General features: G+C 57.0%; 13 protein-coding genes. 10 read left to right on the top strand and 3 right to left on the bottom strand.

Annotated features, from left to right (window positions below):
* Positions 1-8: 8 nt before the first annotated feature.
* The 8 genes from AC5I5B_RS06440 to AC5I5B_RS06475 all read left to right on the top strand — a co-directional run bounded on the left by AC5I5B_RS06440 (position 9) and on the right by AC5I5B_RS06475 (position 8,709).
* Complete coding sequence (locus tag AC5I5B_RS06440) at positions 9-998, top strand: ABC transporter ATP-binding protein (RefSeq protein ID WP_495752576.1); 990 nt, start codon at positions 9-11, stop codon at positions 996-998.
* A gap of 84 nt (positions 999-1,082) precedes the next feature.
* The gene (locus tag AC5I5B_RS06445; protein ID WP_495752577.1) at positions 1,083-1,841 is read left to right on the top strand and encodes a GntR family transcriptional regulator; all 759 of its coding nucleotides are present in this window, start codon (positions 1,083-1,085) and stop codon (positions 1,839-1,841) included.
* A 305-nt stretch (positions 1,842-2,146) separates the two neighbouring features.
* The gene (locus AC5I5B_RS06450) at positions 2,147-3,730 is read left to right on the top strand and encodes an ABC transporter substrate-binding protein (protein ID WP_495752578.1); all 1,584 of its coding nucleotides are present in this window, start codon (positions 2,147-2,149) and stop codon (positions 3,728-3,730) included.
* A gap of 162 nt (positions 3,731-3,892) precedes the next feature.
* Positions 3,893-4,882: an ABC transporter permease gene (locus AC5I5B_RS06455; RefSeq protein WP_495752579.1), complete on the top strand. Its 990-nt coding sequence runs from the start codon at positions 3,893-3,895 to the stop codon at positions 4,880-4,882.
* Positions 4,879-5,787 (top strand): ABC transporter permease, encoded by a 909-nt coding sequence (locus tag AC5I5B_RS06460; protein ID WP_495752580.1) that lies wholly within the window; start codon positions 4,879-4,881, stop codon positions 5,785-5,787. Before AC5I5B_RS06455 ends, AC5I5B_RS06460 begins: the two co-directional genes overlap by 4 nt.
* A gap of 9 nt (positions 5,788-5,796) precedes the next feature.
* Positions 5,797-6,783, top strand: coding sequence for an ABC transporter ATP-binding protein (locus AC5I5B_RS06465; RefSeq protein ID WP_495752581.1), 987 nt, complete (start codon positions 5,797-5,799; stop codon positions 6,781-6,783).
* A complete protein-coding gene (locus AC5I5B_RS06470; protein ID WP_495752603.1) occupies positions 6,783-7,739 on the top strand; it encodes an ABC transporter ATP-binding protein in 957 nt (318 codons plus the stop codon). Before AC5I5B_RS06465 ends, AC5I5B_RS06470 begins: the two co-directional genes overlap by 1 nt.
* A 145-nt stretch (positions 7,740-7,884) precedes the next feature.
* Positions 7,885-8,709: a glycoside hydrolase family 16 protein gene (locus AC5I5B_RS06475; RefSeq protein ID WP_495752582.1), complete on the top strand. Its 825-nt coding sequence runs from the start codon at positions 7,885-7,887 to the stop codon at positions 8,707-8,709.
* 210 nt (positions 8,710-8,919) lie between these two features.
* Here the strand turns inward: AC5I5B_RS06475 and AC5I5B_RS06480 are convergent, their stop codons facing one another.
* Complete coding sequence (locus AC5I5B_RS06480) at positions 8,920-9,888, bottom strand: LysR family transcriptional regulator (protein ID WP_495752583.1); 969 nt, start codon at positions 9,886-9,888, stop codon at positions 8,920-8,922.
* Positions 9,889-10,176: 288 nt separating this feature from the next.
* Here AC5I5B_RS06480 and AC5I5B_RS06485 point away from each other — a divergent pair, with 288 nt between their 5' ends.
* Positions 10,177-11,010: an MBL fold metallo-hydrolase gene (locus AC5I5B_RS06485; protein WP_495752584.1), complete on the top strand. Its 834-nt coding sequence runs from the start codon at positions 10,177-10,179 to the stop codon at positions 11,008-11,010.
* Positions 11,011-11,396: 386 nt separating this feature from the next.
* Here AC5I5B_RS06485 and AC5I5B_RS06490 read toward each other — a convergent pair whose 3' ends face one another.
* Positions 11,397-11,921, bottom strand: a complete 525-nt coding sequence (locus AC5I5B_RS06490; RefSeq protein ID WP_495752585.1) for a hypothetical protein — start codon at positions 11,919-11,921, stop codon at positions 11,397-11,399.
* Between the two features lie 215 nt (positions 11,922-12,136).
* On the opposite strand from AC5I5B_RS06490, the gene AC5I5B_RS06495 reads away from it, so the two are divergent.
* Positions 12,137-13,015 carry a LysR family transcriptional regulator gene (locus AC5I5B_RS06495; RefSeq protein ID WP_495752586.1) on the top strand — a complete coding sequence of 293 codons (879 nt, stop codon included), beginning with the start codon at positions 12,137-12,139 and terminating at the stop codon, positions 13,013-13,015.
* Positions 13,016-13,291: 276 nt separating this feature from the next.
* Here AC5I5B_RS06495 and AC5I5B_RS06500 read toward each other — a convergent pair whose 3' ends face one another.
* Positions 13,292-14,128: a p-hydroxycinnamoyl CoA hydratase/lyase gene (locus tag AC5I5B_RS06500; RefSeq protein ID WP_495752587.1), complete on the bottom strand. Its 837-nt coding sequence runs from the start codon at positions 14,126-14,128 to the stop codon at positions 13,292-13,294.
* Positions 14,129-14,351 lie beyond the last annotated feature (223 nt).

Raw genomic sequence — 14,351 nt, forward strand, 5'->3', positions numbered from 1 at the left:
CCCCGGTCGTGCCTGCTCCCGGCCTACGGTCCGCTGGCCCGATTTTGTCCGTTAGAAACCTCGTAAAGGAGTTCCCGGCGAGCAGATCCGCGTTTGCTGGGGGTTCGGCTATTCGCGCCGTTTCCGACGTCAGCTTCGACATTGCGCGTGGCGAGACCCTTGGTCTTGTTGGCGAGTCTGGATGCGGCAAGTCCACGCTATCGAAATGTATTCTCCGATTGACCGATCCGAGCTCCGGGGCGGTCTACCTCGATGGCGTCGATCTTGCCAAGCTTTCTCACGAGGAGATGCGTCAGCAACGGCGACGTATACAGGTCGTCTTCCAGGACCCTTCGGCGTCACTCCATCCCCGTATGCGTGTCGGTGAGATTGTCGCAGAACCGCTGCGCATGCTGAAGCTAAATCGCGGTGAGACACGCGCACGGGTCGAAGAGCTTTTCGATCTCGTCAACCTGAGCAGGGATTATACGGACCGGTTTCCTCATCAGTTGTCTGGCGGCCAGCGCCAACGCATTGGGATTGCCCGCGCCTTGGCCATCAGGCCGGAAATCATTCTTCTGGACGAGCCGGTTTCGGCACTCGACGTCAGCATCCAGGCCGGCGTTCTGAATTTGCTGTCCGACCTGCAGGAGAGGTTCGAGCTTTCCTATCTTTTCGTCGCCCATAATCTGTCGACCGTTCGCCACATCTCCCAGCGCGTCGCCGTGATGTATCTCGGCAAGATCGTCGAGATAGCGCCCCGAGACGAAATTTTCGCGAGACCGCGACATCCTTATACGCATGCACTTTTGTCCGCCGTGCCAGTGCCGGATCCCGACCAGGAAAGCGAACGTCGCCGAGTCATGCTGCAAGGGGATCCACCAAGCCCCGCCGATCCGCCAAGCGGCTGCCGGTTTCGCACAAGATGCTGGAAAGCGCAGTCGCTGTGTTCAACAACCGCACCACCTATGGTACAGGACGGCAGCGTTTCTTATGCCTGCCATTTCCCGATGACATAGGATGGCGAGTTTGCCGTTGAGCAGGACAGTCGGGTGCCTGTTGTTGCAATTCCACCGGCCCAGCTGCCGAATTGAGAGGTCATAGTGGAAGGATCGAATTCTGCAGCGCCGGAAGAGTTGGAGCCGACCGACGACACGGCGATGTCGCGCGACAGCCTCTCGCAACGTATCTACGCTCGGTTGCGCTTGCAGTTGATGACCGGCTTTTATGAGCCGGGCCAACGCCTGAACATTCGCGGTCTCGCCAATACCTTCGAAACGTCTCAGACGCCTGTTCGTGAAGCTGTCATCCAACTCGTCAGAGAGGGCGCGCTCGAACTTCGCCATGGCTACCAGCCACGTGTTCCGGTTTTAACTCTGGAGCGGTATATTAAAATCCGTGAGACGCGCGTGCCCCTGGAACGGCTTGCCGGTGAACAGGCCGCTGTCCATATAACTTCCGAGCAGATAGACGAGATGCGCCACTTCCATAAACTGTTCATGGAGGCCGAGGCCGGCGAAGACTGGAAAGCGGCCCAAGTGGCCAACCAGAAATTTCACTTCGTCATCTATCATGCCTCGAACAACGAGATTTTGATCAGCGTGATTGAGAATCTCTGGCTACTCGTCGGGCCGTTTGTCAACAACCAGTACCCCAACATTCGGCAAGCCGCGTCCGATGTTCATCCGCATTTGCTGATGATTGACGCACTGATCAGGCGCTCGCCCGCCGAAGTCGGAGAACTTGTTGTGAGAGATCTGCGAGAGGGCTCCTATCGCATTCTCGAACAATTCCGATCCGGACAAATGGTACCCAGAGGTTTAGGCAAACGGGCTGGTCGTCGTAAGGCGAGTACGGAATAGTTCGGACAGTTCACCAGGACTGAGTCTGGCACATCGCTCTGATGAATTGCCGGAGGAACAGCTCGACTGAAATTCGGCTGTTTTGATATACCAAAATGAAGTTCTTCCGTCGCTTGCGATCTTCATTTGATAGTTTTCCATCGAATCGCCATCTACCTCTCAGAGGGCGTAAAAGACATTTTACTCTTTATCGATCACATTTATGCGACTTTCGCGCCGTTTAGGCGCCCAATTGTGCAAAAATCGCTTGCAAGTTCGAATTTTGGTGTATGATATAGCAAAATAACAAATGAGGGAACATGGTCATGGTCTATCGTCGTACTCTCCTAAAGGCCGCAGGCGCTGGGGTCCTTTCCCTTGCACTACCTAGCATCGGTAGAAGCGCCTCCGCCTCGGTGCTCAAATTCGTTCCTCAGGCCGATTTGGCGACGCTTGATCCGGTTATGACGTCGGCTCTGGTGACCCGTAATCACGGATACATGGTTTTCGACACGCTCTGGGGACTGGACGCCAACTATGCCCCGCAGCCGCAGATGGTCGCCGGCCATGTTGTCGAAAACGATGGCCTCGCCTGGAAAATCACCCTTCGCGACGGGTTGACGTTCCATGATGGTTCGCCGGTTCTCGCCAGGGATGTCGTCGCAAGCATCGAACGCTGGTGCAAAATCGGCCAAGTCGGCAAGACCCTGAAGGCCATGACCGATGAGATGAGCGCGGCCTCTGACAAGGTTGTTCAAATTCGTCTCAAACGGCCATTCCCGATCCTCCCCTTCACGCTTGGCATCACCAATGGTGGTTGTTTCATCATGCCCGAGCGGCTCGCGAACACCGATCCGTCAAAGCAGGTCACCGAGATGGTCGGCAGCGGTCCCTTCCGGTTCATCGCAAAGGAGCGCAACCCGGGTCAACTCGCCGTCTACGAACGTTTCGATGGCTATGTTCCGCGCGATGGGGCGCCGAGCCTTATGGCGGGCGGCAAGCATGTCAATGTCGAGCGTGTCGAGTGGCACACGATGCCGGACGCAGCGACGGCAGCCGCGTCACTCATGTCAGGCGAGATAGACTGGTGGGAACAGCCAACGCCTGACCTCATCCCCATGCTCAAGGGGGATGACGGCATCGCCGTCAAGATTATGGACAAGGCTGGTTTTGTCGGCCAAGTCCGCTTCAACCACCTCTTGCCACCGTTCAACAATCCTGCCATTCGCCGGGCATTGCTGGCTGGGATCAATCAGTCCGACTTCATGACGGCCACCATGGGAGACGACCGGAGCTTGTGGAAGGACAATGTCGGTTTCTTTCCACCCGACACGGCTTACGCAAGCAATGCCGGCATGGAGGTGCTCACCTCTCCGCGCAGTCTGGACAAGGTCAAGAAGGGTCTTGCGGCTGCGGGGTATAACGGTGAGAGAATTGTTCTGGTTGTTCCGACCGATCTGCCTGCACTCAACGCCATGAGTGAAATCCTCGGCGACATGCTAAGGCGCGTCGGGGTCAATCTCGACTACCAGACATCGGATTGGGGTACCGTTTTGCCTCGCCTCTCCTCCAAGCAGCCGATCGACAAGGGTGGATGGAACCTCTGGATCACCTACACATCAGGCGTGGTGACAGCAAATCCGCTTAGCAGCTCCCTGCTGCGCGGCCTCGGCGATGCCGGCCCGATCGGGTGGTCCAAGAGCGAGGCGCTGGAGAGCTTGCGCGACAAGTTCATGGGAACGTCAGTCCTCGCCGAGCAGAAGGCGATCGCCCGCGATATTCAGCTGCAGGCCTTCGAGGACATGCCGTTCATTCCGGTTGGCTTTTATTATCAGCCAACCGCGTTCCGCAACAACCTCAATGGCGTCGTGGAAAGTTCGCCCGTCTTCTGGGGTGTCCGGAAAACCTGAAGTCCCAGCCTGCACCAAGGTCAGATTGGGGAAGCAAAAGCGGCGTCAAAGCTGGCGGTCGGAGCCAATTGGGCCCTGCCGCCAGTGGAGACGCTGTAGTTCCAGACGGCTACGTGAGCTTACCATTAGGCAACCAACGCCACGCAAGCGGGAGTTTGAAACATGCCACAAAGCACCGTTCAGGTTGGTCAGTGGATGTGGAGACGAATTATTTTCAGTTTTGCTGGACGGCGCATCCTATCGACGATCCCCGTCATGGGGATCGTGGCATTCTTTGTCTTCAGCCTTCTCTATCTGGCCCCTGGAGATCCAGCAAGCATCATTGCCGGTGAACAGGCTACTCCGGAAGAAGTCGAACGGATCCGCCAAACGCTCGGCCTCGATCAACCGTTCGTCGTGCGTTTTGGAGCATGGATCTGGCGGATTCTGCACGGCGATCTCGGAACATCCATCTTTTCGAATTTGCCGGTGGCGGATCTGATCGCTCAACGCATCGCGCCGACCTTGTCGCTCATGGCGCTGACTTTCGTGTTCGCAGTCGCAGTCGCTGTTCCGCTCGGCGCGCTCGCCGCCTGGAAGGCCGGAAGCTGGATTGACAAGTCGGTCATGGTTTTTGCGGTACTCGGCTTTTCCATCCCGGTCTTCGTGATCTCCTACCTCATCGCCTACCTGTTTGCGCTGAAACTGGGCTGGCTGCCGGTTCAAGGCTATACGCCGCCAACCGAAAACCCCTGGCTCTGGTTCCGCAAACTCATTCTGCCCGCATTGGCGCTGGCGAGCGGCTACATCGCTCTGATTGCCCGGATGACGCGGGCATCGATGCTTGAGGTGCTGCAGCAGGACTACATCAAGACTGCGCGCGCCAAGGGCCTCGGCAATGCAAGAATTCTCTTCCTCCACGCGCTGAAAAATGCGTCTGTCCCCATCGTCACAGTGATCGGGCTTGGAATAGCATCGCTGATCGGCGGTGCGGTCGTCACCGAAAGTGTCTTCGTCATTCCTGGCCTCGGCAGGCTTACGGTCGATTCCATCCTGCGGCGCGACTATCCGATGATCCAGGGTCTCGTGTTGCTCTTCAGTTTCGCCTACGTGATCGTCAATCTCTGCATTGATCTCATCTACGGCCTCCTTGATCCGAGGATTCGCTATTGAGCAGGATTTTGAAAGTCGTTGCCGATCAAGCTTCGGCCTCCCCTCTTCCCGACATCATCCCACCCACTAGGCGCAGGAACGGGCTGATCGGATTTGTTTTTCGCGAGCCCATGATTGCGATCGGCGGCGGGATCTTGCTGACCATGATCCTAATCGCCCTTCTCGCGCCATACCTCTTGACCGTGGATCCGACGGCGCTGTCGCCGACCACGCGTACACGCCCGCCATCTTCCGTTTATTGGTTCGGCAGCGATATGCTGGGACGCGACATCTACTCGCGCGTCCTGTTCGGTGCGCGAATCTCACTGATGGTTGGGTTCAGCGTTGCGGTTCTGGCATCCTCCATCGGGCTGGCGATTGGTTTGGTCGCCGGCTTCATTCGTCCCCTCGACGGCATCGTGATGCGTATGATGGATGGCCTGATGTCGATTCCGCCGATCCTGCTTGCCATCGCTCTTCTCGCGCTGACAAGGGGAAGCCTCGGAAACGTTGTCATCGCGATCACCATTGCGGAAGTTCCTCGCGTAGCGCGCCTGATTAGGGGTGTCGTCCTGTCGCTGCGAGAGCGCCCGTTCATCGATGGCGCGATCGCCTCCGGCACGAGGACGCCTGCTATCATATGGCGGCACATTCTGCCGAACACACTCGCGCCCTTGACGGTGCAGGCGACGTATATCTGCGCCAGCGCGATGATAACGGAAGCCATCCTGTCTTTTATCGGAGTAGGAACGCCATCAATCATACCCTCCTGGGGGAACATCATGGCTGAAGGCAAAGCGCTCTGGCAGGTGAAATTCTACATCGTCCTGTTTCCAGCAGTTTTTCTGTCGGTAACCGTCCTCGCCATTAATCTCCTGGGTGACGGTTTGCGCGACCTGCTCGATCCCCGACTGACGAAGAGTTAGGAAATCCAGATGCCCCTTTTGAAAGTCGATGATCTTCAAACGCATTTTCGCACGCGTGACGGGGTGAACAGGTCGGTCGATGGCGTGTCGTTTACGATCGATCAGGGCGAAACGCTGGCAATCGTCGGTGAGTCCGGCTGCGGCAAGTCGGTGACGGCAAACTCTATCCTGCGACTAATCCCGGAGCCACCTGGCAAAATTGCAGGCAGTATCCAGCTCGAAGGCGTGGATCTCCTGACACTCACGGAACGAGAGATGCGCAAGATTCGCGGCAAGGAAATCGGTATGATTTTCCAGGAGCCGATGACCAGTTTGAATCCGGTTTTGACGCTTGGGCTGCAGATCACGGAAACCTTGAGGCTCCATGACGGGTTGAACCGCACCGATGCGGAACGTCGTGCCGTCGAGATGCTTGAACTGGTCGGGATTTCCGATCCACACGCAAGGCTCAGAAGTTATCCGCATGAGATTTCCGGCGGTATGCGGCAGCGCGTAATGATCGCTATCGCACTCGCCTGTTCCCCCAAGCTGCTCATTGCCGACGAACCGACAACCGCGCTCGATGTCACGATCCAGGCACAGGTACTGGAACTGATGTCCGACCTGAAATCCCGAACGGGGGCTGCAATCATGCTGATCACTCATGATCTCGGCGTGGTCGCGGAGGTCGCCCAGCGCGTGATGGTCATGTACGCCGGCAGGAAAGTAGAAGAGGCGTCAGTGGCGGACCTTTTCCGCAGGCCGCTTCATCCCTACACGAAGGGCCTCTTGGCAGCCATTCCGAAGATCGGCTCTTCGTTGACAGGAGAGCATTCCCGCCTGGCCGAAATCCCCGGGCAGGTTCCAAGCTTGAAGCAGCGCATCCAAGGATGTGTGTTCGCTGGTCGATGTAGCGCTGCAACCGCGATCTGTCGCGAAGCGACACCGCCCCTCGAGTTGAAAATGCCACGTCACGTCGTGGCGTGTCATCACACAGAAGAAGCATGGGCCGCCTGATGGAAACGCCGCTCCTTGAAGTAGACGATCTGAAGAAGCACTTCACGCTGCCTGGCGGACGAGGCGTCATCAAGGCGGTCGATGGGGTATCGTTTAAGGTCCATCGCGGCGAAACCCTATCCCTGGTCGGAGAATCCGGATGCGGCAAGTCCACGGTCGGCAGAGCAGTATTGCGGCTCGGCGACATCACCTCAGGGCAAATCATCCTTGATGGGAAAAGGATAGACAATCTTTCTGCGGCGGCGTTCCGGCCTTTGCGTCAGAGGGTCCAGGTCGTTTTTCAGGATCCCTTCTCAAGCCTCAATCCGCGAATGAGGGTCCGTGATATTTTGGCCGAGCCCATCCGCAATTTCGGTTTGGCAAATTCGCGGGCTGAACTCAATCGTCGAATTGATGCCTTGCTGGAAACCGTCCGGCTACCGCTCGATGCTTCCAGCCGCTTTCCGCACGAGTTTTCGGGTGGGCAACGGCAAAGGATAGGAATTGCCAAGGCTTTGGCCACCGAGCCCGAGCTCATCATATGTGATGAAGCGGTCTCGGCCCTCGATGTTTCGGTGAAGGCCCAAATCGTCAATTTGTTACAAGATCTCCAGGACCGGCTCGGTCTGGCACTGCTGTTTATCAGTCATGATCTGGCGGTCGTAGAGCACATGACGCATCGCGTGGCGGTGATGTATCTCGGCAAGGTCGTGGAGGTGGCATCGAGGCGCGATATTTTCCAGTCGCCAGGGCACCCTTATACGCAGGCCCTTCTGTCGGCAGTCCCCATCCCGGATCCTGCGGTCGACCGAAGTCGCCTGGTACTTCGTGGTGAACTGCCTAGCCCGGTCAATCCGCCGTCTGGCTGCCGGTTCAATACGCGATGTCCCTATGTCTTTGATCGTTGCCGAACGGAAGCGCCGAGCCTCGTCTCCTCAATCTCAAATCATGTTGTCGCCTGCCATCTCCAGACGTGAGGGCCAACCACCAAGGCAAAGTCGAAAAATCGCTCGAACTCTTGCATGGCGGGCTAACGCTGATGACCGGAGATTTTGGTTCGGCAATTTTGGCCACACTGCTTGCTCAATAAACAACCGGTCTATTCCAATCGAGGAGAGTTACTTGAGTGCACCCTTCGCCTCGCGTACGGCGTTCTTTGCTTTCGCGCTTTTCTGCGCGTCACCAGTCTTGGCGCAAAGTGCTTCGGTGCCGAGCGGCTATAAGCTGGTTTGGTCGGATGAGTTCGACGGACGCGGTCTACCCGATCCGAATAAGTGGACCTATGACACGGAAGCCAACAAGTCGGGCTGGTACAACAACGAAAAGCAGTATTATTCGGTTAAGCGGTCGGAAAACAGCAAGGTAGCGAACGGCAACCTGACCATCACCGCTCGCAAGGAGCGGCTCACGTCGGCGGCAGACTACGGCGGTCAGGACTATACGTCTGCGCGTCTCATTACGCGCGGTAAGGCCAGTTGGACATATGGCCACTATGAGATCCGGGCGCGTCTACCCTGCGGCCTCGGCACTTGGCCGGCTTTCTGGATGCTCGGTCCTGAGGGAACCCCCTGGCCGGACAACGGCGAGATCGACATCATGGAGCAGGTCGGGAAGGCACCGAGCAAGATTACCGGAACGATTCACACAAAGGCAACGGCGGGAACGTTCGGCATTGGCGGAGAAACGACCGTCAGTGATGCCTGCCGCCGCTTCCACACCTACTACGCGACGTGGACGGAGAATATGATTTCGATCGGTGTCGATGGCAAGTCCTATCTAACCTACAACAACCCGGGCAAGGGCGCCGCGAGCTGGCCGTTCAACACCCCCCACTATCTCCTCATCAACCTGGCAATCGGCGGCGACATGGCCGGTAACGTAGACAACAAGATCTTCCCGGTCAGCATGGATATCGACTACCTCCGAATTTACCAGAAAGTGAACTGACACCCCGGGACAAAAGCAAGGCTCTTTCGACACGTTTGCTATCGATTGGTGATCCTGCAAGCCAGCTAGAATGTCGTATCCGAGGCGGACGAAGACGAGCCGACATCAATGCTGACTTGATATGCTCGGTGAGCGCCGGAATCGGTTCGTAGCGCTTCCGCTTCGCCCGATGATGTCGACGACAAAACGTGGTCAGTTATAAGAGATGGATTAAGCTGCCTCTCTCTTCAAAGCGGTCGTGCATCCCGACGTGGCTAACGTATGGGCAACGACGTCTCTAAAGAGTTGCCTGAACCACACCTGCCCTTCATCTGCGAGGTCGAGCCGGCGATAAAGCATTGAAATCGGCTCTACAGTCAATGGAAGAGGTGGGACGAAGACCTGCAGGCCATAAAGACGTTCCATGCAACGAGCGATCGCTTCCGGGATCGTTGCGATAGCGGGAATTGACTGTAACAGGGGCGCAACTGCTGCATAGCGCGAGACGCCGGCAACGATGTCACGTCGTCCGCCGCCGCCATTCTCGATTACAGCGTCGATGTTCGTTGACGCATTCCCTTCCGATGAAACGACAACGTGTGGCGCATTGGCAAAGGTCGCCAGACTTACGGGGGTCCGCAGCTTTATCTGCTTGGCGTCATAGACGCACAGGAGATGCTGGTCGAACAGGTGTTGTCGGATGTGCCAAGAGGCTGGTTCGTTGTGAACGGCGACGCTGAAGTCGTAGGCACCTTCTTCGAGCAACTGCACGGAATCGCGTTTCGACGAAGCGACCGCCACAACCCGCGCCCTGGGGGCCGCCTGTCGAAGGCGCGCAGCCAATGGGCCGAAGAAAACCATTTCCAGATTGTCACACATTCCGACGCGGAATTCGCCGCGCCATGTCGCCGGATCAAAAGCTGTTGGAGGGCGAACCGCCCGTTCGATGCCGGACAGCGCATCTTCGATCGCCGGTGCAATTGCGAGCGCTCGCGCCGTCGGCTGCAGCCCTCGCCCTACGCGCACGAACAGTTCGTCTCCAAGTGCATCGCGCAAGCGTTTCAGCGCCGTCGATAAACCAGGTTGACCGATCAGCAAGCGCTCTGCCGCACGACTAACGTTTCGCTCCTCCATGAGCACGGAAAAAGCGTGCAGGAGATTAAGATCGAGGTTTCGAAGGGTCGCATCTCTTATCTTCATGGGAGATACTTACCATCGCTACTATCAATTTGTAAGCGTATTCTGATTGGTCCACATGTTGATCGATCGATATCGCCTTGCGGGTCAAGCGCACGCCAACGATGTCGCGAAGGAAGTTTCCGAAAGGTATTCAACATGGTCAGACAGCTTGCATCCTCATGTTCACTCCGCACGATCGCACTCGCTGCGTTTGTAGCCATAGCTCCGCTGGGAGCGCCAACGTTTGCTCCACCAGCAAATGCCGCTGCCCCGATGCAGCGGACCCAGGCTCCGGGCTATTACCGACTTATGCTCGGCTCCTTCGAAGTGACGGCGGTGAGTGACGGCACTCTTGAATTGCCCGTGGACAAACTACTCTCGGGTCCCGGGGAAGATACTCGGGCATCGCTGGCTGCGTCTCATCTTGGTGTTCCCGTCGAAACCTCATTCAACTCCTACCTCATCAATACCGGAAAGCGTCTCATCCTCATCGACGTCGGCGCCGGAGCATTATTCGGACCCAGGCTTGGCAAACTTATCGAAAACATGAAGAAGGCCGGATATCAGCCGGAACAGGTCGACGATGTCCTGTTGACCCACCTTCATCCCGATCATGTCGGCGGACTCGTCAAGGAAGGCGCGGCCGTCTTTCCAAATGCAACTGTCCATGCCGACCGCCACGATTCCGAGTTTTGGCTGTCTGAAACGAACAAGGCCAAAGAAGGGGACCCGGACGGCTTCTTCGAGGGCGCGATGGCGTCTCTTCGGCCGTATGTGGCAGCAGGCCGTTTCAAGGCTTTCGACGGTAACACCCAGTTCCTGGATGGCATATCGGCAACCACCGCTTACGGTCATACACCCGGCAGCATCGTCTACGCCGTTGAGAGTGAAGGTGAGCGGCTGCTGGTTATCGGCGACCTCATCCATGTTGGTCCCGTACAGTTTGCAAAGCCAGATGTGACAATCTCTTTCGACCGCGATCACGCAAAGGCAGCGGAGACCCGTCGCGTTCTGTTCGATCACGCCGCCCAGTCCGGCGCACTGCTTGGGGGAGCACATCTCGCCTTTCCGGGGCTTGGCCGCGTGCGCACAAATGAAAGTGGCTACGACTGGATTCCGGTGAACTATTCGACAGAGTTTTGACCTGGTCAGGATCGCAATTCTTGATGGTTATCTGCGTTCCGCGCTGGAAAGCGCGTAGTCATACCAGCCCTATGTTACTTAAACGGCAATATTGGAAGGACTTGCTGTGTAGATGTTGACGCGGCCGGTCAATAGACGTAGGGCGGAATTCTTGGCACGGGCAATGTAACTCGCTTCGAGGTCGTAACGTTTTTCCAAAAAGGTACCGCAGTGCGGTGATGATGTTGGGGACTCGTAGAACTTCTCTTGTAAGGCATATTCCGCCGTCACTTTTGAAAAAACCAGCACGTGCCTACGGAATGTTGGGCACGTGCTGCATCGTTCGCTTGGACCAAGCTCTGCGATCGCAACCGCCTGATCTTTTCGATCACTGATCGTGAGTTTGCTTAGATGGCTTCCTGCACGAAGCTCTTGAAGGGCGTTGGCATACCGAAGGGCGTGATAATGATTGCCAGCAACCAGATGACCGGGCCGCTAATGGTGGCGACGTTTAGCTCGATGATGCCAGGCGTGACCAGTAGTAACGTGAAGCTCAGGTCTGCGATGCCGACCAGGACCACTCCGAGCAGATAGGCAATCCAGGAAGCACGCGTGAACAGCAACCACGCAACAATGATTCCAAGTACGCCATAACCGGCCACATCCAGGCTGAAGTTCAGGATAAGATTGGCGTGGGCGAGGGAGGTTACCGGGTCGGTCGGAAACACGAACGAGCTAAAAGGCACGTTGCTGCCGCCGATGAACATGCGCCACTGATCCTGGGCGGGACTAGCGAAGTAAAGGCGGAGACCTTCGTAGCCAACCCACATATGCAGTATGCCCCAAAGGACAAAGAGCGCTGCACCGACTTTGCCAGCGATAGTTAACACAGGGCGAGCGTGTGCTTGATCCAAAGATGTATAAGTCGTCATTTCTTTTTCCAATCGTCAGGTTGGCAGCTTGGTCGGGGCGTTGTTGCCGGGTCGATCAGTTGCTTTCGAAGTCGTTATAAGGCAATTAATGTTGAGATCAGAGCTCCCGGTGTGAGACCTTGCGTCTCAAAATTGGAACGATTGCAGAGGGCGAACTGTGTCTTGCGAGAGCCTGAGGTGATATCCTCCGGCATGCAATTGAAGGCGGAGCGTTTATGGATCTGGAAGCTTTATCTGACTTTGTTCTGGTCGCAGCGAACGGTGGCATTACACAAGCGAGCCGCGCGAGTGGTCGACCGAAGGCGACCCTCTCCCGCAAGGTCATGGAATTGGAAGCGAGCCTGGGCGTTCGCCTTTTCGAGCGAGGCGCGCGCTCGATTCATCTCACGGCGGAGGGAGAGACCCTGTTTTCGCGAACGTCGGGTCCGCTGGGCGAAATCGCCGAGGTCACGGAACTGCTGCGCGATGGACGCTCCCGGCCAAGCGGCCGGTTGCGGATCAGCCTGCCCACCGTTTTCGGACAAATTCTCCTCGGAAAGCTGGCAGCCGATTTCACCAAAGCTTATCCCGAGGTGAAGCTCGACGCGATCATGGAGGACCGCGAGGTCGAGCTCGTCGCAGAAGGTTACGATGTCGTTATCCGCCTGAACCCGACACCAAATTCCACTTTGGTCGGCCGTTGTTTCGCGCGCGACCAGTTGCTAATCGTTGCCGCCCCGTCACTCGTGGCCCCGGCGGACAAAGCCAACGACACAGAGTATCTGTTACCAGTTGTGCGCAGGAACGGCGCCACGGATCGCAATGCCTGGCGAATGCCAGGGCCAGACGGCGCGGTTGTGCAGACCCGGACTGTCCTCGAACTGCCCACGTTCCCGACGGTTCGGGATGCTGTCCTGACAGGGATCGGCGCAGCCAAGTTGCCGCAGGTGCTGGTTACCGAGGACCTTGCGACTGGCCGCCTGATCAGTTGGGGACCTGCAACGGAGCGCCCGGCTGAACTGTGGGTCCTTCACTCGTCGAGCCGACTGCCTGGCGCGAAAGTCAAAGCCTTTGCCCGCTTTCTGGAAAAGGCCTTTCCGGACGGGCATCTGTAATCTCGGTAGCTGGCCTGCGTAAAATCGCCTTGGATGAAACCCTCCGGATCCCATGATATCGACGTCCCGCGGTTCGTCGCCTATTGTGCAGGCCCGGAATTGCAAAGCCTCCCTTGCTGGAGAGCGTTTGACCCGTCACGAAGCGTGCTCCGTCCGTGCACAGCTACACGGCGACCATGGCAACGACTTCAGGTTCTCCGAGGAGTTAAAGGGCTAAGTGATCGGAACGCAAGCAGCGAAGACGCCCGTCTCGGTGAATTGCTCTTGGATATGGCGTCAACCTGCGCGGCTCGTGTCGTAACCACCAAGACCTGGCTTGTAGCTCTTCTCCTCGATAAATTGACGGATCCCTTCCTTACGCCCGCCGGCATCGAACGAGTTTGCGGCCTCCTGGGCGCGAACGAGATAATCCTCCGCGTTATCATATGTCATTTCGGCAACGCGCCGAACAGCGTCCTTTGTCGCTTTCAAAGCTGTGGAATTCTTGCTGATGAGGATCTTGGCCACCTCCTTGACGCGGTCCCGTAGTTTGGCGAGGGGAAGGCTTTCATTCACCAGGCGCCACCCGGCCGCCTTGCGACCATCAATAAGTTCGCCGGTCAAAGCATGGTACATCGCATCACGCATGGACATCAGTTCGGTGACGACCTTGGTAGCGCCGCCACCGGGAAGAATGCCCCAGTTGATTTCAGACAAAGCAAACTGGGCTTCATCGGCCGCGAAAGCCAGATCGCATGAGAAGAGCGGACCGTACCCGCCACCAAAGCACCAGCCATTGACCATCGCAATTGTTGGCTTCTGATACCAGCGAAGCTTCCGCCACCAACCGTAGCTTTCGGACTGCGCCTGGCGAACAGCCCCAAGGCCTTTCGCCTCGGTCTCCCGGAAATATTCCTTCAAATCCATACCGGCGGAGAAGGCAGCCCCCTCGCCCGTTAGAACGAGAACCCGGACGTTATCACGGTACTCCAGTTCGGTCAGGGCTTCCATCATGCCCCGGTTTAGAGCCGGATTCATGCAGTTCCGTTTTTCAGGACGGTTGTAACGGAGCCAGGCAATACCGTCTTTGACGTCGTATACTACAGGCCCGCTGGTAACAGTCGTCTCAGTCATAAGATTTCCTCCTAAGGAAATGCGCGCGGGTAAGCGCAGGAGATCGTTCGAAGAAACGTTGTTTCTCCGTTTGGTGGCATGTGATTTGGATCGGTATTTCCGATCTAGCTTGCTGCCTTGTTTGCGACTGTGTCGACCATGGGCAGTTCGCTGTATGGCGCTTCTTTCAGTGCCGCTTTCCTGATTTTGTTCGATGGCGTGCGTGGAAATCCTTCAACGGAGG

The organism is Agrobacterium sp. (assembly GCF_059499945.1).